Here is an 18,783-nt window from a genome sequence, read left to right on the forward strand (position 1 = left end):
GTGTATGAGGAAGATGGTTAAAGGACCGATAACTTGGCGAATGCCTGCCGATGCAGGAGTCGCGGCGTGAGGCTAGGCGATGACGCGCTGCCGCCGCTGGCGATATTGCTGAGCGCCCATGCGGGTGGGCAGGTCGATCGGCACCGGGCGCTGTGGGCGTTCGACGCGCGGCTGGCGAAGGTGGCGCGAACCACCAGCGAGGCGATGATCGGGCAGATGCGCCTGGCCTGGTGGAATGACGTCATCGACGATGGTGCCGGGGTAAAAGGGCAGGGAGAGCCGGTGGTTGACGCCATGCGGGCATGCAGGGCGATCGACCTGCCCGGCCTGTCGGCGGTGATCGACGGCTGGGAAGTGCTGGTGGTCGAGCCGGAGATCGACCTGCTGGGCCTGCGCGACTATGCAGTCGGGCGCGGCGGCGGCCTGTTCCGGGCGCTGGCCGATGTGGAGCAGGCACCGGACTGGCTGATAGCGGCGGGGCAGGTCTGGGCGCTCTGGGATCTGGCAGGCCATGTCGGGGACGACGCGCTGGCGACGGCAGCGCTGGAACTGGCGCAGACCTTGTTGCCGCAGGCCGAGGGCGCGCAATGGACGCGGAACTGGAAGCCGCTGCGCATCGCCTTCACGCTGGCGCGGCAGGATGTGGCGGAGGGGCGCGGGGCGCCGACCGGCATCTCGCGATCACTGGCATGGCGACTGCTGCGAATCGCGCTTGTCGGGCGCTAGATTGTCGGGATAGGCTGGCCCTGCGACGAACGGAGGAGGGCGGCATGGGGCGATTGCTGGCGGGCGGCATGGCGGCGCTGCTGCTGGTCGCAGGCGGGCTGTTCTGGTGGCAGGGGCGGGCCGACAATGCGCCGGTGCCGCAACTGGCCGTAGCGCCGCCGCCACCGCCCGAAGTCGAAAGCCTGCCAGAAGGCGATCCCGATGCTGTCGGAGAGGCGCCACCCATGCCCGGCGAGGCCAGCCCGCAGAGCCGCGAGCAGAAGCGTTTTGCTCGTTACGACCGGAACCGCGACGGGGTCATTACCCGCGTCGAGATGATGGGCAGCCGCACCAAGGCGTTCAAGGCGCTCGACAAGGACGGCGACAATCTGCTGTCCTTCGAGGAATGGGCGGTGGCTACGTCGGATCGGTTCGGCGCGGCGGATGCCGACAAGGACGGCAAGCTGACGCCTGCGGAGTTTGCCGCGACCGCGCCGAAGCGAGCGGTGAAGGCGAAGTGCAAATGCTGATATCTGGTTCCCCGGCCTACGCCGGGGAACATGTGGCTCAGGCGATCTCCATATCCCCCATCCACACGCCGAAGGAGGCGCGGGCGCGGGCGGTATAGGCTTCCTTGCGCTGCTTCTTCTTCACATCGTCCAGCGTTGGGAACAGGCCGAAATTGACGTTCATCGGCTGATAGTCGGCGGTCGCGACATTGCCCGTCACATGGCCGAGCAGCGCGCCGAGCGCCGTGTCGGCCGGCGGCGGGGTCAGGTCGCGGCCCAGCAGTTCGGCCACGGCGAAACGCCCGGCGATCAGGCCGATCGCAGCGCTTTCGACATAGCCTTCGCAGCCCGTCATCTGTCCGGCGAAGCGGATATGCGGGGCGCTCTTCAACCGCAGCGTCTGGTCGAGCAGCTTTGGCGACTGGATGAAGGTGTTGCGATGCAGCCCGCCCAGCCGCGCAAATTCGGCATTCTGCAAACCGGGGATGGTACGGAACAGTTCGACTTGCGCGCCATGCTTCAGCTTGGTCTGGAAGCCGACCATGTTCCACAGCGTGCCGCTGGTATTATCCTGCCGCAACTGCACCACCGCATAGGGCCAGCGGCCGGTGCGCGGATTGTCCAGCCCCATCGGCTTCATCGGCCCATGGCGCAGCGTTTCCGGCCCGCGTGACGCCATGACCTCGATCGGCATGCAGCCTTCGAAATAAGGGGTGTTGCTCTCCCATTCCTTGAACTCGGTCTTTTCGCCGTCGAGCAATCCCTGAACGAAGGCCTGATACTGGTCCTTGTCCATCGGGCAGTTGATATAATCCTTGCCCTCGCCGCCGCCGGGACCGATCTTGTCCCAGCGATTGGCCATCCAGCACTGGTCCATGTCGATGCTGTCATGATGGATGACGGGTGCGATCGCGTCGAAGAACGCCAGATGATCCATCCCCGCCGCCTGCCCGATGCTCTGCGCGAGGCCGGGGGCGGTCAGCGGGCCGGTGGCGATGATGGTCATGCCTTCGGCCGGGATCGTGTCGATCCGTTCGCGCACGATCTCCACATTGGGATGCTCGGCCAGCGCGCGGGTGACGGCGTCGGAAAAGACGTGGCGATCGACGGCGAGCGCGGAGCCGGCGGGCACCTTGGCCGGTTCGGCGCTGGCCATGATGAGCGAGCCAAGCCGGCGCATTTCCTGATGCAACAGGCCCACGGCATTCTTGTCCGCATCGTCGGACCGGAAGCTGTTGGAGCAGACCAGTTCTGCAAGGCCGTCCGTCTGATGCGCGGGCGTCGTATCCCCGCTGCCACGCATTTCGGACAGGCGGACCTTGATGCCGGCCTGCGCCAATTGCCATGCCGCTTCGGTACCGGCCATGCCGCCGCCGATGATGTGAACCTGATGCTGTGTCATGGGGCCGTCCATGGTCCCACGCGGGCGTCAGGTCAACGCTTGTTCGCCGGTCGGATCGCCCGCGCCATAATAGGCCGCCTCGTCCAAAATCCCTTCGCGCTTGGCGACGATAACGCCGACCAGCACCTGTCCCGCGACATTGACCGCGGTGCGGCCCATGTCGAGGATCGGGTCGATGGCGAGCAGCAGGCCCACGCCCTCCAGCGGCAGGCCCAGTGTCGACAGCGTCAGCGTCAGCATCACGATCGCGCCGGTCAGGCCCGCCGTCGCGGCGGAACCGATGACGGAGACGAACACGATCAGCACATAGTCGATGAAGTGGAGCGGGATGCCGTAGAAGCCCGCGACGAAGATCGCGGCGAGCGCAGGATAGATGGAGGCGCAGCCGTCCATCTTGGTGGTCGAGGCCAGCGGGATGGCGAAGGCGGCATAGCCCTTATCGACGCCGAGGCGCTCGGTCACGGCTTCGGTGACGGGCAGGGTGCCGACCGAGGAGCGCGAGACGAAGCCCAACTGGATCGCCGGCCAGGCCTTGGCGAAGAAGGCGCCGGGTTTCAGGCCGTTGGCGATCAGCAGTGTCGGGTAGACGACCAGCAACACCAGCGCGAGGCCCAGATAGATGGCGGCGGTGAAGGTGCCGAGCTGCGCCAGCGCGCTCCAGCCATAGGTGGCGATGGCAGTGCCGATCAGCGCCGCCGAACCGATCGGCGTCAGGCGAATGACCCAGCCAAGCAGCGCGCGGACCACCGCCAGCAGCGAGCGAACGAAGGCGAGGAAGGGTTCGGCCTTGTCACCGACCTTGAGCGTGGCGAGGCCGACCGCGATCGAGATGACCAGCAATTGCAGGATGTTGAAGCTGATGCTGGTGGAGGCTGAACCATCGGTGATCTTGGTGCTGCCCGACAGGGCCAGGCTGTTGCCGGGGACCAGACCTTTCAGGAAATCGAGCCAGCCGCCCATGCTGTCGCTCTTGCCCATCGCCAGCGTGGTGCCGTGCAGGCCAGCGCCCGGCTGCACAATGACGCCGATGGCGATGCCGATGGCGACTGCGATCAGGGCGGTGATGGCGAACCAGAGCAGGGTTTGTCCGGCGAGGCGGGCCGCATTGTCGAGCGCGCGCAGATTGGCGATCGATGCGACGATAGCGGCGAAGACCAGAGGCGGCACGATCGCCTTCAGCAGCGACACGAAGATCGAGCCGACCGTCTTGAGCGTGGTCGCCAGCCAGTTGAGGTCGCCGTCCGGCCCAGCGCCGATCTGCCGTGCGACCAGGCCCAGCAGCAGCCCCACGACCATGCCGGCCAAAACCTGAAATCCGAAACTGCGATAATGGAGGGCCATGACTTTTTCCTCTGGGCGACCGGCGGCCTATATGGGGGGAGGCGGGCCGATTGCGCGCAAGCAATTCTTGACTGACGTAAAACAGGGATGAGGTGGCCCTCTTTCCATGCAGCCGGTCAAACGCATTGGCCCGGCCGATCCGCTATGCCACAGATGCAGCATCGGTCCATCAGGGAGTGCAAATATATGGATATGCGGGGCGTATTTCTGGGGGCGGCGCTGCTGGCCCTGCCGCAGGGCGCGCAGGCGGCGGCCGATGCGGGCGCGGCCAAGGATATCCTGATGCGCTCCGTGGCGATCAAGACGGTGCAGGGGGAAGGGCAGGTGCCCAGGCTGGCGGCCTATTATGCGTCGGTGCTGAAGGCTGCGGGCTTTGCCGACGGCGATATCGTCATCACGCCGATGGGCGAGACGGCGACCTTTGCCGCGACGATCAAAGGGAGCGATCCCAGGCTGAAGCCGCTGGGCCTGATCGGCCATATGGATGTTGTGGCGGCGGACCGGGCGGACTGGACCCGCGATCCCTTCGTCCCGGTGGAGGAAAATGGCTATATTTTCGGGCGCGGGTCGGAAGATAATAAATATGACGTCGCGATGATGGTCGCGACCATGGCGCAGTTGAAGAAGGAAGGCTGGAAGCCGCGCCGCACCGTCATCCTGATCCTTTCGGGGGACGAGGAAACCGACATGGTGACGACCAAGGCGCTGTCGCAGCAATATAAGGGACTGGAACTGCTGCTGAACGGCGATGGCGGTGGCGGGTTGCTGAATGATGAGGGCAAGCCGGTGCTGTACCAGTTGCAGGCGGGCGAGAAGAGCTATGCCGATTTTGAGTTCGCCTTCACCGATGCGGGCGGCCATTCCAGCGCGCCGACGCCGGGTAACCCGATTTATCGTATGGCAAAGGCAATCGACGCGATTGCGGCGTACAAGTTTCCACCGATGCGCAACGAACTGACCAAGGCATCGCTGGCGCTGTCGTCCGAACGGATCGGTGGCGAAGTGGGGCAGGCGATGAAGCGCTATGCGCAGAGCGGAGATGCGGCGGCGGCGGAATTGCTGTCCACCCGGCCGGAATTTATCGGGCAGGTGCGCACCACCTGCGTCGCGACCATGGCGCAGGCGGGCCATGCGCTCAACGCCCTGCCGCAAAGCGCGAAGGTCAGCGTCAATTGCCGCATTTTCCCCGGCGTGGGAATCGAGGATGTGAAGGCGCAACTGGTGAAGGTGGTCAATGATCCCAGCGCGACGGTGAAGACGCTGGGCGATCCGCTGGCGAGCGATGCATCTCCCTTGCGCGGGGATGTGATGCGGGCGGTGCGCGGTGCCGTATTGGCGCGGTCGCCGGGGATCGCGGTGATGCCGGGCATGTCGGCAGGCGCCACCGACAGCCTCTATTTCCGCGCTTTGGGCGTGCCGAGTTACGGCGTGTCCAGCCTGTTCATGAAGGCCGAGGACGGTTTCGCCCATGGTCTGAACGAGCGGGTGCCGGTGGCAGGCATCCCGGAATCACTGGAGCAGTGGGATCGGGTGGTCCGTGCTTTGGCGAAGTAGCGCTCGTCATCCCAGCGCAGGCTGGGATCTCCCTTTCTTTTACACCGGTCGCGCAGAAGAAGAGAGATCCCAGCCTTCGCTGGGATGACGAAAGGGAGCGGCGGGGCTTAACCCCGCACCGCAATCCCGTTGGCGGCGGACAGCACGGCCTTGACCGATGCGGTCGCGACGTCGCTGTCGGTGCCGACGCCGAAGACGGTGCGACCGTCGGCGGTGCGGCATTCGACATAGGCGGCGGCGTTCACGTCGCTGCCCGCGCCGATGGCATGTTCGCTATAGTCCGCGATTTCGAGGCTTACGCCCAGTTCGTCGCGCAGCGCGGCCAGCACCGAGGAGAGCAGGCCATTGCCGCGCCCGGAAATGCTGCGCTCGCCGCCTTCATGCGCGATCTTGCCAGTGAAGATGCGGTCGCCCGCTGCGCCGCTTTCATGATAGTCGATCAGCGCATAGGGCTGGTCGCCGGTCAGGCAATAATGCGCTTCGAACGCCTCGCCGATGTCGGCGGCGTTGAGTTCGCGGCTGGACTGGTCGGCCAGATTCTGCACCACCTTCGAGAAGTCGGCCTGCATCTTCTTGGGCAGCTTATAGCCCTTGTCCTGTTGCAGCACCCAAGCAACGCCGCCCTTGCCGGACTGGCTGTTCACGCGGATCACCGCTTCATAATCGCGGCCCAGATCTTTGGGGTCGATCGGCAGATAGGGGACGTTCCAGAACAGGTCGTTGCGCGCTTCCTGCGCGGCAAAGCCCTTCTTGATGGCGTCCTGATGGCTGCCGGAAAAGGCGGTGAAAACCAGTTCGCCGGCATAGGGATGGCGCGGGTGGACGGGCAGCTGATTGCAATATTCGACGGTCTGGATGACTTCGTCGATGTCGCTGAAGTCCAGTTCGGGGTTGATGCCCTGCGTGTACATGTTGAGTGCGACGGTCACCAGATCGCAGTTGCCGGTGCGTTCGCCATTACCGAACAGGCAGCCTTCGACGCGGTCGGCGCCGGCCATGATGCCCAGTTCCGCCGCCGCGACGCCGGTGCCCCGGTCATTATGGGTGTGCAGCGAGATCACCACGCTGTCGCGGCGCGAGATATTGCGGCAGATCCATTCGATCTGGTCGGCATAGATATTGGGCGTCGCGCACTCAACGGTGGCGGGCAGGTTCAGGATCAGCGGACGCTCGGGCGTCGGCTGGAGAATGTCCATCACCGCTTCGCAGCATTCCAGGCTGAAATCCAGTTCGGCGGTGGAGAAGGTTTCAGGGCTATATTCGAAATGCCAGTCGGTGTCGGACTGCTTGGCGGCGTTGTCGCGCAGCAGCTTTGCGGCGTGGATCGCGATGTCGCGGATTTGCGGCCGCTCCATCTGGAACACGATGTTGCGCCATGTCGGCGAGATTGCGTTATAGACATGGACGATCGCCTGCTTCGCGCCGCGCAGGCTTTCGAAAGTGGTGGCGATCAGGTCTTCGCGCGCCTGCGTCAGCACCTGCGGCATGACGTCGTCGGGGATCGCGCCGGTCTTCACCAGCCCGGAAATGAAATCGAACTCGGTCGCGCCGGCGGCGGGGAAGCCGACCTCGATCTCCTTCACGCCGACCTTGAGCAGCAGGTCGAAGAAGCGGCGCTTCTTTTCCGCGTTCATCGGGTCGATCAGCGACTGGTTGCCGTCGCGCATGTCGGTGGACAGCCAGCGGGGCGCCTTGGTGATGACCTTGGACGGCCACTGGCGGTCGGGCAGGTCCACCTGCGGGAAGGCGCGGTATTTTTGCGAGGGATCGGTCAGCATCATGGGATCAAACTACTTCCTGACACGGAGCGCGCATAAAGGCGCTTCCGGGGTACGACTTGACTGTTCTGGATGCCCTTAGGCGGATCGACGCTGCCCTTAGCCGGAAGGCAGCACAAAAGCCACGCCTAAGGGCGTGTAAGTCGTAGCAGGGTAAGAAGCGAAACGCGCTGCATGATGCCGCCCCTTAACCTTTTTTGGGGGCAGGGGTAAAGATGTTTCTTTCGCGGGGCCGTTCAGCCGCGACGGAATATTGCGTCGATGGTCAGGTCCACATGGTCGGACACGAAGGGGCGACCAAAGCCCATGCCATAATGGCTGCGTTCGACCGTCATCGTCCCGGCGAAGTGCAGCACCGACAGGCCGGGGGCTTCATCCGGGGTGGTGCCGACCAGCCGGACGGAGAGGGTGACGGGGCGGGTCTGTCCATGCATGGTGAGTTCGCCGGCAACCGGCGTGGGCGTATCGCCATTCACCAGCGGCGCATCCTGCGCGGCGAAGCGGATGGTGGGATATTGGCGCATGTCGAAGAAGCTGTCGCCTTTCAGCATGGCGTCGGTAGAAGCATCGCCAGTGGTCAGCTTCTCGACCGGGAAGCGGATGTCGACGGTGGCGCGGTCGGGCCGGGCGGGGTCGATGACGACGCTGCCTTCGGGGGCGAGGAAGTCGCCCTCATAGCCGCCGACCAGTGCCTTCACATGGAAATACACTTTGGTCGCTTCGCTATCGACCGCATAATGACCCGGCGCGTAAAGCGCCGCCCGCGCGGGGGACGCGGGCGGCGTAACGATTGGTGGCGCAGCGGCCGCCGGCACAAGCGCGACCATGCTGAAAAGCAGGGCGAACTGGGCCGGCGTGCGCATTATGTTTACTTCTGGAACGCGGCGATGATCTTCAGTTCCACCGCGTCGCCGACAACCGGCACCGCCATGCCCATGCCGAAATCGCTGCGCTTGATCGTGCCGGTCGCAACGAAGCCGATATTTTCCTTCTTGTTCATCGGGTTGGCGCCGGCGCCGTAAAATTCGGTGTCCAGCGTCACCGGCTTGGTGATGCCCTTGATCGTCAGGTTGCCGCTGATGGTCGCGCCAGTCGCGCCTTCGGGCTTCACGCTGGTCGACACGAAGGTCGCGGTCGGGAATTTGGCGGCGTCGAAGAATTCGGCCTTGGCCAGATGCTCGTTCAGCGCGGGAATGCCGGTGGTGAGGTTCGCGATCGGCACTTCGATCGACACCTTCGATGCGGCCGGGTTGGCCTTGTCCAGCGTCAGCGTGCCGGTGGGCTGGGCGATCACGCCCAGATTGTTGGTAAAGCCCATATGATCATAGGCGAAGACGATCTGGGTGTGGCTGGGTTCGACGGCATAGGTGCCGCCGGTCACTTTGGCGACATCCTTGGTGCCGGGCGTCGCGGCGCCCTGGGCGATGACGACGGTGCCGCCGGCAATGGCGATCAGGGCGGCGGCGGGGATCAGAAATTTACGCATGAAAAAGAGACTCCAGAAACGGTCAAGGGGCACGGCAAGAATATGCCGCGCCCCCGCCAAGTTCCAGAGCCATAAGCGGAAACGGATCGTTCCGTTTCCGGCCTGAATCCGGATCAGTTCTTTTCCTTGTCCACCAGTGCGTTGGCACCGATCCAGGGCATCATGGCACGCAGCTTCGCGCCGGTTTCCTCGATCGGGTGACGCTGGGCGGCGATGCGGCTTGCCTTCAGCTCCGGCTGGCCGGCGCGGTTGTCCAGAACGAAGTCCTTGACGAAGCGGCCCGACTGGATGTCGGCCAATACGCGCTTCATTTCCTTCTTGGTTTCTTCGGTGATGATGCGCGGGCCGGTCTTGATGTCGCCATATTCGGCGGTGTTCGAGATCGAATAGCGCATGTTGGCGATGCCGCCTTCATACATCAGGTCGACGATCAGCTTCAGTTCGTGGAGGCATTCGAAATAGGCCATTTCCGGCGCGTAGCCGGCTTCGACCAAGGTTTCGAAACCGGCCTGGACCAGCGCGGTCGCGCCGCCGCACAGCACGGCCTGCTCACCGAACAGGTCGGTTTCGCATTCTTCACGAAAGTTGGTTTCGATGATGCCGCTGCGGCCGCCGCCAACACCCGAAGCATAGGACAGGGCGATGTCATGGGCGTTGCCGGTCGCGTCCTGATGGACCGCGATCAGGCAGGGGACGCCGCCGCCACGCTGATATTCGCTGCGCACGGTGTGGCCCGGACCCTTGGGCGCGATCATGATGACGTCCACATCCTTGCGCGGTTCGATCAGGCCGAAATGGACGTTCAGGCCATGGGCGAAGGCGAGCGCCGCGCCGGCGCGCAGGTTGGCGTGCACGTCGGCGGCATAGATGGCGGCCTGATGCTCGTCGGGCGCCAGGATCATGAACACGTCGGCCCATGCGGCGGCTTCGGCGTTGGGCAGAACCTTGAAGCCTGCGCCTTCGGCCTTCTTGGCGGACGGCGAACCGGCGCGCAGCGCGATGCACACTTCGGCGACGCCGCTGTCACGCAGGTTCTGCGCATGGGCGTGACCCTGCGAACCGTAACCCAGGATGGCGACCTTCTTGCCCTTGATCAGGCCGATGTCCGCGTCGTGATCGTAATAAACCTTCATTGGATTAACCCCTTCTCGTCCTCCCATGCGGGAGGCGTTAGACAATGACATGGAAACAGAAGCGCCCCGTGGAGGGGACGCGAGCGAAAAAATTCAGTTGGCCTGCGTACCCCGGATCAGGCCGACCACGCCGGTGCGACCGACTTCGACCAGACCGATCTGGCGCATCAGGCCGACGAAATTGTCGATCTTGTCGGTCGTGCCGGTGATTTCGAAGATGAAGCTTTCGATCGTCGTGTCGACCACCTTGGCGCGGAACACGTCGGCCAGGCGCAGGGCTTCGATCCGGTCCTCGCCCGTGCCCGCGACCTTCACCAGCGCCAGTTCGCGCTCGACGAAGGGGCCGGCCTCGGTCAGGTCGGTGACCTTGTGCACCGGCACCAGCCGGTCGAGTTGGGCGATGATCTGGTCGATCACCTTGGGCGGGCCATTGGTGACGATGGTGATGCGGCTGACGCCATGGTCCTGCGTGATGTCCGCCACGGTCAGGCTGTCGATATTATAACCGCGCGCGGTAAACAGGCCCGCGATGCGCGCCAATATGCCGGCCTCGTTCGAAACCGTCAGCGACAGAACGTGTCGCTGGCTGAGTTCTTCCTGGATATGCATCAGATGATGGTCCCGTTATCAGTATCTTCGTGCCCGTCATGGCCGTCTTCATCGGCTTTGTCGTGGCGCTGTGAAATCATGGCGGCAAAGGCGAAGTGCCAGCTGCCGTCCTGGCGATGGGCGAGGCGGACGGGGAAGCCCGCCACGGCATCGAACATGCGGGTGAGTTGTTCGCCGACATAACGAGGGCTGGCCAGCAGGGTGCCGATATGCCGCTCGTTAAAGTCGAACCCCTCGTCCAGATGCACTTCCCATTCCTCATTGTCCGGGTCGGCATGGTCGATGGTCCAGCCGGTCAGGTCCGCCGTGCCTGCGATCCTTTCGAAATCCCACGGTTCCGTCACATGGATGCGGAGTTTCAGATGCTGGGTCACAGCGTCACCTTCAGACCAGAGCCTTTGCCTCGTCGGACATTACGCCTTCGACCTGGCTGGGGTCGAGCAGCATTTCGGTGTGCGCTGCGCCCGATGGGATCATCGGGAAGCAGTTCGACATCTTGGCCACGCGACAATCGACGATCACCGGACCGTCGGTTTCCAGCATCTGGCGGATGCCGGCCTCCAGTTCCTGCGGTCCTTCGATGCGGATGCCGGTCCAGCCATAGGCTTCGCCCAGCTTCACGAAGTCGGGCAGGCTGTCCGAATAGCTGTTGGAATAGCGGCTTTCATAGGTCAGTTCCTGCCACTGGCGGACCATGCCCATATATTCATTGTTCAGGATGAATAGCTTCACCGGCAGGCGATACTGGCTGGCGGTGCCCAGTTCCTGAATGTTCATTTGGACCGAGGCGTCGCCCGCGATGCAGATGGCGATGCTGTCGGGATTGCCCATCTGTGCGCCGATCGCGGCGGGGAAACCATAACCCATGGTGCCAAGGCCACCGGACGTCAGCCACTTGTTGGGCGCATCGAAGCCGAAATGCTGGGCCGCCCACATCTGGTGCTGGCCGACTTCGGTGGTGATAATGACGTCCTTGCCGGTCGCCTTGGTCGCCGCATAGAGATCGGCGATTGCGCGCTGGGGCATGATCTCGACGCCGTTTTCGGCATAGTCCAGGCTCTTGCGCGCGCGCCAGCCGGCGATCCGCGCCCACCATTCGGTGAGGTCCACCTTTTGGTGATTGCGCTGCTTCCACAGGGCGATGATATCGTCCAGCGCGCTGCCAACATCGGCCACGATGGCGACGTCGACATCGACGATCTTGTTGATCGAGCTGCGGTCGATATCGATATGGATCTTGCGGCTGTTGGGCGCGAAGGCGTCGAGGCGGCCGGTCACGCGGTCGTCGAAGCGCGCGCCGACACACAGGATCAGGTCAGCCTGATTCATCGCCCAATTGGCTTCATAGGTGCCGTGCATGCCCAGCATGCCCAGCCACTGGTCGGACGATGCGGGGAAGGCACCCAGACCCATCAGGGTCGAGGTGACGGGCGCGCCGGTCAGCGCCGCCAGTTCGCGCAGCAGCGCAGTAGCCTGAGGGCCGCTGTTGATGACGCCGCCGCCGGTATACAGGATCGGGCGCTCGGCTGCGGCCAGCATTTCGACCGCTGCGTCGATACCTGCCGCATCCGCCTTGGTCTGCGGATGATAGCTGGCATGAACCTTCAGTTCCGGCTTGGCATAGGGCGCGGTCGCGATCTGGACGTTTTTCGGGATATCGACGACGACCGGGCCGGGGCGGCCGGTGGTGGCGATATGGAAAGCCTCATGAATGACTTCGGCCAGCTTGGCCGGCGTCTTCACCAGATAATTATGCTTGGAACAGTGGCGCGTGATGCCGATCGTGTCCGCTTCCTGAAAAGCGTCCGTGCCGATCAGTTGCGTGGGCACCTGACCCGTGATGACGACCATCGGGATCGAATCCATCAGCGCGTCGGTGATGCCGGTGACGGCATTGGTCGCGCCCGGACCGGACGTGACCAGAACGACGCCGGGCTTGCCGGTGGAGCGGGCATAGCCCTCCGCCATGTGGGTCGCGCCCTGTTCGTGGCGGACTAGCACATGCTTGATCGTGGGGTGATTATAGAGCGCATCATAAATGGGTAGCACCGCGCCACCCGGATAACCGAACACGACTTCGACGCCCAGATCGACCAGGCATTGAACCAATATGTCCGCGCCGCTCTTTTCGGCCACGATGATACTCCTCCGTTTGATGAAATTCTCTCGATACGGGCGTGCTTTGCGCCCGCATGCCTTTAATGGCAAGGCGCCTGCCTCTAGTGGACAGAAAATGACGGGTCAAGCGCTAATGTTGTAATTTAGTTGCTAATTCACCAATGATCTTGTCATTAATGGCGCGGCCTTCGCGCGGCCAGCCGGGCGGGGGCTGGTTGGTGAACCAAGTATATTGGCGCTTGGCATATTGGCGGGTGGCCAGGCTTCCTGCGGCGATGCAACTGTCCAACTCGCTGTCGCCTTTAAGATAGGCGGCAATATCCGGCACGCCGATCGCCCGCATGACCGGCAGGTCGGGGTTGAGATTGCGGGTGAGCAATTGAGTGACTTCTTCGATCGCGCCGCCCTCCATCATCTGGACGAAGCGACGGTCGCACCGATCGATCAGCCAGTCGCGCGGCGGGCGCAGGATCATCGGGGCGAGGGTAATCCGGTTGGCGATGCCGCCTTCCTTATGCTGCTGCCATATCTTGAGTGGCTTGCCGGTCGATCGCATGACTTCCAGCGCGCGGGCGACGCGGGTTGTATCGGCTGGAGCGAGGCGAGCGGCGGCTTCCGGGTCTTCCTTGGCCAGAGCTGCGTGCGCTTCCGCCACAGGCAGGGCACGAACGGTGGCCCGGATATCGGGATCGATCTCGGGCACCGGCGCAATGCCGTCCAGCAGGGTGCGGATATAGAGGCCGGTGCCGCCGACCAGCACGGGCAGGCGACCGACCGCGTGAGCTGCGGCGATTTCCGCCTTCGCTTCGGCCGCCCAGCGCGGCGCGGTGCAGGCCTCCGCACCGTCGATATGGCCGAACAGGCGGTGGGGGACGTCGCCCATTTCCTCCGGAGAGGGACGGGCGGACAGGATCGCCAGGTCGGCATAGACCTGGCTGGCGTCGGCGTTGATGACGACGCCGCCGGTGGCTTTGGCGAGGGCAATGGCCAGCGCACTCTTGCCGCTGGCGGTCGGCCCGGCAATAAGCGCGACCCGTGGGCGGGATTCGCCGGTTTCTGGTTCGGAGTTTGACATGTTCGTCGCGACCTTAGTGGCAAGTGGCTCGATCGGGCAGGGGGATATTGCGCAGGCGGTCGATCGGCTGCGCGATGCGGGCTGCGAGCCGGGCGAGGTTGTTTGGCTGGACGACGGCAAAGCAGCCGATATCTTCTTCGCGGTCGATCCCGTCGCAGCCCGCGCCGCGCTGACGGATGTGGGCGAGAAGGTGGACGTGATCGTCCAGCCCGTCGCGGGCCGCGAAAAGGCGCTGCTGATCGCGGACATGGACTCCACCATGATCACCGTCGAGTGCATCGACGAACTGGCCGACTATGCCGGGATCAAGCCGCAGATTGCCGAGATCACCGAACGGGCGATGCGTGGCGAGCTGGATTTCGAAGGCGCGCTGCATGGCCGGGTCGCGCTGCTGAAGGGGCTGTCCGACAGCGCGATCGACCAGTGCCGTACCGAGCGGGTGGTTATTATGGGCGGGGCCAAGGCGCTGGTCCGCACGATGAAGGCGCGGGGCGCACGGACGCTGCTGGTGTCGGGCGGCTTCACCCGGTTCACCGGGCCGGTGGCGGAGGAGATCGGTTTCGATGTGCATGTCGCCAATGTGCTGGAGATCGCAGACGGCGCCTTGCTGGGCACCGTGACCACGCCGATCGTGGATGCCGCGCGCAAGCGGACCGAACTGGAGGCGGCGATCGCGGGCGGCGTCGACCGGGCGCTGACGCTGGCGGTGGGCGACGGCGCCAACGATATTCCGATGATTCAGGGCGCGGGGCTGGGCGTAGCCTATCACGCCAAGCCCAAGACCCGCGAGGCGGCGGCGGCGGAGATCGTCCATGGCGACCTGTCGGTGCTGCTCTACGCACAGGGCATCCCTTCAGCACAATGGGTAAGCGCATAACGGACCGGCGCTGAAAGCGAACGCTTCACCGTCATTTCGGTCGGGTAATGGATTTAATCCCTGTCTGGGGCGTTGGCATCGAGCCGCACGGGTCGCGGCGAGAGGTCTAACGGCGCAGGGCGGCCCCGCCGCCTAAGCGTCCAGGGAGTGATTATGCACATCAAATATCTGGCTTTGGCCGCTGGCGGGCTGCTTGCCCTGAGCGCCTGCTCCAAGAATGAAGCGCCGGTGACGTCCGCACCGCCCGTCGGCCCCGGCGCCATCGCCGGCACGGTCGCTGCCGACCGCGATGGGGATGGTTATGTCGACGGCTATTACACCGCCGATGGCATCTATCACGCGGTTCAGGGTCCGCCATGCCCGCCGCCACCCCCGCCGCCGGCGCCGTCGCGTCGGGGAGAACGCGGCTGATCCACGCAGCTTTTCGGGCGCGGCGACTCTGTCGCGCCCCATCGCTTGTCCCTGCGCTGATCGTTGGCCTGATGGTCGCGGCTGCCGTGCCTGCGCCTGTTGCGCTGGCGCAGGGCAAGGCCGCTGTCGACGCCGCTAGGTCGAGCGTGGCCGCCGAAATTCGCGCGGGTGTCAGCGGCAAATATAAGGATTTCTACGCCCCGCGTGGCTATTGGCCGCTCTGGGTCGAAAATAAGCGCATCGGCCCGCAGGCCGACGCGCTGTTGGCACTGATCGACCAGAGCGATGCCGACGGTTTGAACCCGCGCAGCTATGGCGGGCGCGATCTGGAGAAATTGATCGAGGCGGCGGATAGCGAGGGCACGCCCAAGGCACTGGCCCGCGCCGATCTGGCGCTGTCGCGCGCCTTTGCCGATCTGGTCGCCGACATGCGCCGCCCCGCCCGTGGCGTGAAGATCCGTTATCTGGATGCGGAACTCGATACCAAGCCGCCCGGTCCGGCCGATATCGTGCGTGCCGCCTCACTCGCGCCGTCGCTGACCGACTATATCCAGTCCGCCGGCTGGATGAGCCCGCTCTACATGCGGCTGCGCGCGGCGCGGGCGGGCTATATGGACAAATGGGGCGGCTTGCCGGCGATCCAGATTCCGCAGGACGTCAAGCTGCGCCCCGGTGGCAAGGTGTCGGAAATCGCGCTGCTCCGCCATCGCATGGGGCTGAGCGACGGGGTCGCTTATGACAAGGCGCTGGTGGCGAAGGTCAAGGCGTTCCAGACCGATCATGGGCTGAAGCCCGATGGCGTGGCCGGCGCGATGACGATCGGCGCGCTCAATGCTGGGCCGGCGCGCTATGAGCATTTGCTGGCGCTCAATCTGGAGCGGGCGCGGCTGCTGCCCGGACCATGGACCCGGCATGTGGTGGTGGATGCGGCGTCGGCCCGGCTATATTATTACAGCAAGGGGGCGATGGACGGGACGATGAAGGTCGTCGCCGGGGCGAAGGAATCGCCGACGCCGCTGATGGCGGGCATGATCCGCTATGCGACGCTGAATCCCTATTGGAACATCCCGACCGATCTGGTGGAGCGCAAGGTCGCGCCCAGGATATTGGCCGGCGGGTCGCTCAAGGGGATGCGATATGAGGCGTTGACCGACTGGACCGCCAATGCCGCGCCGCTGGCGCAGAGCGCGATCGACTGGCAGGCGGTGGCCGCTGGGCAGAACGAAGTGCGGGTGCGGCAATTACCGGGCGGCAGCAATGCGATGGGGCGGATCAAGTTCATGTTCCCCAACGACCTCGGCATCTACCTGCACGACACGCCGCAGCGCGACCTGTTTGCCAAGGAGGATCGCCATTACAGCAATGGCTGCGTCCGGCTGGAGGATGCGCAGCGACTGGGGCGCTGGTTCTTTGGCAAGACGCCCACTGCCGGCAGCGACGCGCCGGAGCAGCATGAACCGCTGCCCCAGCCCGTGCCGGTGTACCTGACCTATCTGACCGCCGTGCCGACCGCGACCGGGGTGCAGTTCCTGCCCGATGTCTATGGACGGGATGGGGACTAACCAACGTCCGTTCGTTTCGAGCGAAGTCGAGAAGCGAACGGGATTGGATTAGTGTCCGATGCCTACCAACATCCGTCTTTTGGTCAGTGGATACCTGCCAGCATCCACAGCGCCATCGCCACCATCATCACATTTTCGGTCAGCGACACGAATCCTAGGGGTACATTGCTGTTGCCGCCGACACAGGCGCATTTGAGTTCGCGCTTCTCGATATAGACCGCCTTAAACACCGATACCGCGCCGATGCCGCCGATGAACAGCGCGACGGGGATGGAAAGCCAGTCCAGTGCCCGCGTCAGCATCAGCAGGCCCGCGCCCAGTTCGAGGAAGGGATAGGCGAGGCCATAGGGCGGCAGGCGCCGGGCGAGCAGATCGTAGTTCAGGAACATGGTCGCGAACCGATCCACATCCTGCAATTTCAGCATGGCGAGCAGCATCATCGCGATCGCCACGAACCGCTCCAGTGCCGTGAAGGATAGGAGCGGCAGGAAGGTCAGCCAGTTGACGCCCAGCGCCAGCAGCGCGGCGACGAGAAAGACGGCGAGGACCGGGACATAGCTGGTCGCTTTGGGGTCTTTGACCCGCAGGCCCAGAAAGCGGCGCAGATCGTCATGGCCGCCGATCCGCTGCCCATCGATGAAGATTTGCGGGGTGGTCTTCACGTCATGCTGCGCCTTGAAAGCGTCGGTTTCGGCACGGGTCGTCAGCCAGTGATCGTCCACCGCATAGCCATGGCGTTTCAGCAGCCAGCGCGCCTTGACGCCGAACGGGCAGGTGTGGCCGGGCATCACCATGCGGTAGAGGCTGGCGCTTTTTGGAGCGGGGCTGGTCATCGGGGCATCCTTGCCGGTTGATCGGATGCCGCCCATATAGGGTCCGTACCATGGTCCGGAGTCAAGAGATGAGCATGACGATTTCCGCGCTGGCGCAGGCTGGCGGCGTCGGGGTGGAAACGGTGCGCTATTATCAGCGGCGCGGCCTGCTCGACACGCCGGAGCGGGGGGAGAGGATTCGCCGCTATGGCGAGGCGGACGCGCGGCGGCTGGCCTTCATCCGGTCGGCGCAGGGGGCGGGCTTTACATTGGAGCAGATCGGCGAATTGCTGCGGCTCGACGCCGGGCAGGACCGGGCGCGGGCACGCGCACTGGCGGCGGAGCGGATCGCGGCGCTGGACCACAAGATCGCGGAATTGCAGGCGGCGCGGAGTGCGCTGACGCGGCTGGCGCACCAATGCCATGCCAGCGAGGAAGGGCCGTGCCCGATCATCGCCGCGTTCGACGGGGAAGGCGCTTAACTTCGCACATTTCCCGCAGATTCGGACATGATGTTGCGTGCGCCTGATCCTATCGGAAAGCGGGGAGCGGACGGTGGAAAGAGCCGAACGGATTTTAGCAGGCGGGCGGCGTGTAGGACAGGGCGGTGAGGGCTGGCTGCCGACCAAAGGCGGATATTTAATATTTGACCTGCTTCATAGTCGTCACCCCAGCGACGGCTGGGGTCTCAGGCGACAATAGAAGGAAGCTGGCCGTCTTGCGCTATCCGTCAATGCAGCGTGTGCCTGCCTGAGATCCCAGCCTTCGCTGGGATGACGGTTGAAGATCAAAGGAAGGGACAAGTCCGCTACCGACCAGAAGTGGACATGTCCCCCCTCCCGTTTACGGGAGGGGGCTAGGGGGTGGGCTGGACGTCGCGATAGCCCACCCCGCTGCGACTAACGCGCTGCGCGCGCAAGTCTCGCTGCCCCTCCCGCAGGCGGGAGGGGAATGGCCGCTCTCCACCCAATTCGGACATCACCTCACCGCTTCTTGCGCGTCGCTTTCTTCTTCGCCGGCGCCTTCTTCGGCGTTGCGCACGGCCAGGCCTTGCGGGTAGCGGCGAAGACCTGGGAGGAGGCGGATTTCTGGCGGTCGATCGGGTTCCTGCTCAGGTAATTGACTGTGGTGGTGCGCAGTTCGTTGATCGTCACGCCGCCGGGAAGGCAGCTTTTGAGATTATTGGCCTCCCGCGTCGTGTTGAACGCGTCCACCGCCCCGCTGATATAGCCAAGGCACTCATAGCTTCGCTCGAAATAATCCTTGCCGTTCCTGTCCGCCGTGCAGGCCGCGTACAGTTCGTCGCCGCTGTAGAAGCCGGCGTTGGCAGCAGCGGGGAACAGGATGGCGGCAGCGAGGATCGCGCAGCGGAAAAGGCGGGGGTGCATGCTCATATGTCTCTATCTCTAGC

19 protein-coding genes are annotated in these 18,783 nt (G+C 64.4%); 7 read left to right on the forward strand and 12 right to left on the reverse strand.

Features of this window, described 5'->3' with window-relative positions:
- Positions 1-66: 66 nt before the first annotated feature.
- Positions 67-726, forward strand: a complete 660-nt coding sequence (locus tag RQH62_RS03945) for a hypothetical protein (protein WP_311267404.1) — start codon at positions 67-69, stop codon at positions 724-726.
- Positions 727-770: 44 nt separating this feature from the next.
- Entirely contained in the window at positions 771-1,235 is a 465-nt protein-coding gene (locus tag RQH62_RS03950) for a hypothetical protein (protein WP_311267405.1), read from the forward strand.
- A 37-nt stretch (positions 1,236-1,272) separates the two neighbouring features.
- On the opposite strand, the gene trmFO is transcribed toward RQH62_RS03950, so the two are convergent.
- Together trmFO and RQH62_RS03960 are read right to left on the reverse strand one after the other, a co-directional pair.
- Positions 1,273-2,616, reverse strand: coding sequence for a methylenetetrahydrofolate--tRNA-(uracil(54)-C(5))-methyltransferase (FADH(2)-oxidizing) TrmFO (gene trmFO, locus RQH62_RS03955; RefSeq protein ID WP_311267406.1), 1,344 nt, complete (start codon positions 2,614-2,616; stop codon positions 1,273-1,275).
- Positions 2,617-2,643: 27 nt separating this feature from the next.
- Positions 2,644-3,957, reverse strand: coding sequence for a dicarboxylate/amino acid:cation symporter (locus RQH62_RS03960; protein WP_311267407.1), 1,314 nt, complete (start codon positions 3,955-3,957; stop codon positions 2,644-2,646).
- A gap of 186 nt (positions 3,958-4,143) precedes the next feature.
- Here RQH62_RS03960 and RQH62_RS03965 point away from each other — a divergent pair, with 186 nt between their 5' ends.
- Positions 4,144-5,511 (forward strand): M20/M25/M40 family metallo-hydrolase, encoded by a 1,368-nt coding sequence (locus RQH62_RS03965; protein ID WP_311267408.1) that lies wholly within the window; start codon positions 4,144-4,146, stop codon positions 5,509-5,511.
- Positions 5,512-5,618: 107 nt separating this feature from the next.
- On the opposite strand, the gene leuA is transcribed toward RQH62_RS03965, so the two are convergent.
- The 8 genes from leuA to miaA form a co-directional block, all read right to left on the reverse strand.
- Positions 5,619-7,292, reverse strand: a complete 1,674-nt coding sequence (gene leuA / locus RQH62_RS03970) for a 2-isopropylmalate synthase (protein ID WP_311267409.1) — start codon at positions 7,290-7,292, stop codon at positions 5,619-5,621.
- 233 nt (positions 7,293-7,525) lie between these two features.
- Positions 7,526-8,152 carry a YceI family protein gene (locus RQH62_RS03975; protein ID WP_311267410.1) on the reverse strand — a complete coding sequence of 209 codons (627 nt, stop codon included), beginning with the start codon at positions 8,150-8,152 and terminating at the stop codon, positions 7,526-7,528.
- A gap of 5 nt (positions 8,153-8,157) precedes the next feature.
- Positions 8,158-8,775 carry a YceI family protein gene (locus RQH62_RS03980; protein ID WP_311267411.1) on the reverse strand — a complete coding sequence of 206 codons (618 nt, stop codon included), beginning with the start codon at positions 8,773-8,775 and terminating at the stop codon, positions 8,158-8,160.
- A 113-nt stretch (positions 8,776-8,888) separates the two neighbouring features.
- A complete protein-coding gene (ilvC, locus tag RQH62_RS03985; protein ID WP_311267412.1) occupies positions 8,889-9,908 on the reverse strand; it encodes a ketol-acid reductoisomerase in 1,020 nt (339 codons plus the stop codon).
- A 93-nt stretch (positions 9,909-10,001) separates the two neighbouring features.
- A complete protein-coding gene (gene ilvN / locus RQH62_RS03990) occupies positions 10,002-10,517 on the reverse strand; it encodes an acetolactate synthase small subunit (RefSeq protein ID WP_311267413.1) in 516 nt (171 codons plus the stop codon).
- Positions 10,517-10,891: a hypothetical protein gene (locus tag RQH62_RS03995; protein ID WP_311267414.1), complete on the reverse strand. Its 375-nt coding sequence runs from the start codon at positions 10,889-10,891 to the stop codon at positions 10,517-10,519. The genes ilvN and RQH62_RS03995 overlap by 1 nt, the downstream gene beginning before the upstream one ends.
- Before the next feature lie 10 nt (positions 10,892-10,901).
- Positions 10,902-12,653, reverse strand: coding sequence for an acetolactate synthase 3 large subunit (locus RQH62_RS04000; protein WP_311267415.1), 1,752 nt, complete (start codon positions 12,651-12,653; stop codon positions 10,902-10,904).
- Positions 12,654-12,765: 112 nt separating this feature from the next.
- The gene (gene miaA, locus RQH62_RS04005; RefSeq protein WP_311267416.1) at positions 12,766-13,710 is read right to left on the reverse strand and encodes a tRNA (adenosine(37)-N6)-dimethylallyltransferase MiaA; all 945 of its coding nucleotides are present in this window, start codon (positions 13,708-13,710) and stop codon (positions 12,766-12,768) included.
- On the opposite strand from miaA, the gene serB reads away from it, so the two are divergent.
- From serB to RQH62_RS04020, 3 genes are all read left to right on the forward strand, one after another.
- Positions 13,709-14,587, forward strand: coding sequence for a phosphoserine phosphatase SerB (gene serB / locus RQH62_RS04010; RefSeq protein ID WP_311267417.1), 879 nt, complete (start codon positions 13,709-13,711; stop codon positions 14,585-14,587). The genes miaA and serB overlap by 2 nt on opposite strands.
- A gap of 153 nt (positions 14,588-14,740) precedes the next feature.
- Positions 14,741-14,998, forward strand: coding sequence for a hypothetical protein (locus RQH62_RS04015; protein ID WP_311267418.1), 258 nt, complete (start codon positions 14,741-14,743; stop codon positions 14,996-14,998).
- Positions 14,999-15,069: 71 nt separating this feature from the next.
- Positions 15,070-16,560, forward strand: coding sequence for a L,D-transpeptidase family protein (locus tag RQH62_RS04020; RefSeq protein WP_311267529.1), 1,491 nt, complete (start codon positions 15,070-15,072; stop codon positions 16,558-16,560).
- Between the two features lie 83 nt (positions 16,561-16,643).
- Here the strand turns inward: RQH62_RS04020 and RQH62_RS04025 are convergent, their stop codons facing one another.
- Positions 16,644-17,393: a glutaredoxin gene (locus RQH62_RS04025; protein WP_311267419.1), complete on the reverse strand. Its 750-nt coding sequence runs from the start codon at positions 17,391-17,393 to the stop codon at positions 16,644-16,646.
- A gap of 68 nt (positions 17,394-17,461) precedes the next feature.
- On the opposite strand from RQH62_RS04025, the gene RQH62_RS04030 reads away from it, so the two are divergent.
- Positions 17,462-17,854 carry a MerR family transcriptional regulator gene (locus RQH62_RS04030; protein ID WP_311267420.1) on the forward strand — a complete coding sequence of 131 codons (393 nt, stop codon included), beginning with the start codon at positions 17,462-17,464 and terminating at the stop codon, positions 17,852-17,854.
- Between the two features lie 501 nt (positions 17,855-18,355).
- Here RQH62_RS04030 and RQH62_RS04035 read toward each other — a convergent pair.
- Positions 18,356-18,766, reverse strand: coding sequence for a Rap1a/Tai family immunity protein (locus RQH62_RS04035; protein WP_311267421.1), 411 nt, complete (start codon positions 18,764-18,766; stop codon positions 18,356-18,358).
- Between the last annotated feature and the right edge of the window lie 17 nt (positions 18,767-18,783).

This window comes from Sphingobium sp. WCS2017Hpa-17 (assembly GCF_031843765.1).
GTDB lineage: Bacteria > Pseudomonadota > Alphaproteobacteria > Sphingomonadales > Sphingomonadaceae > Sphingobium.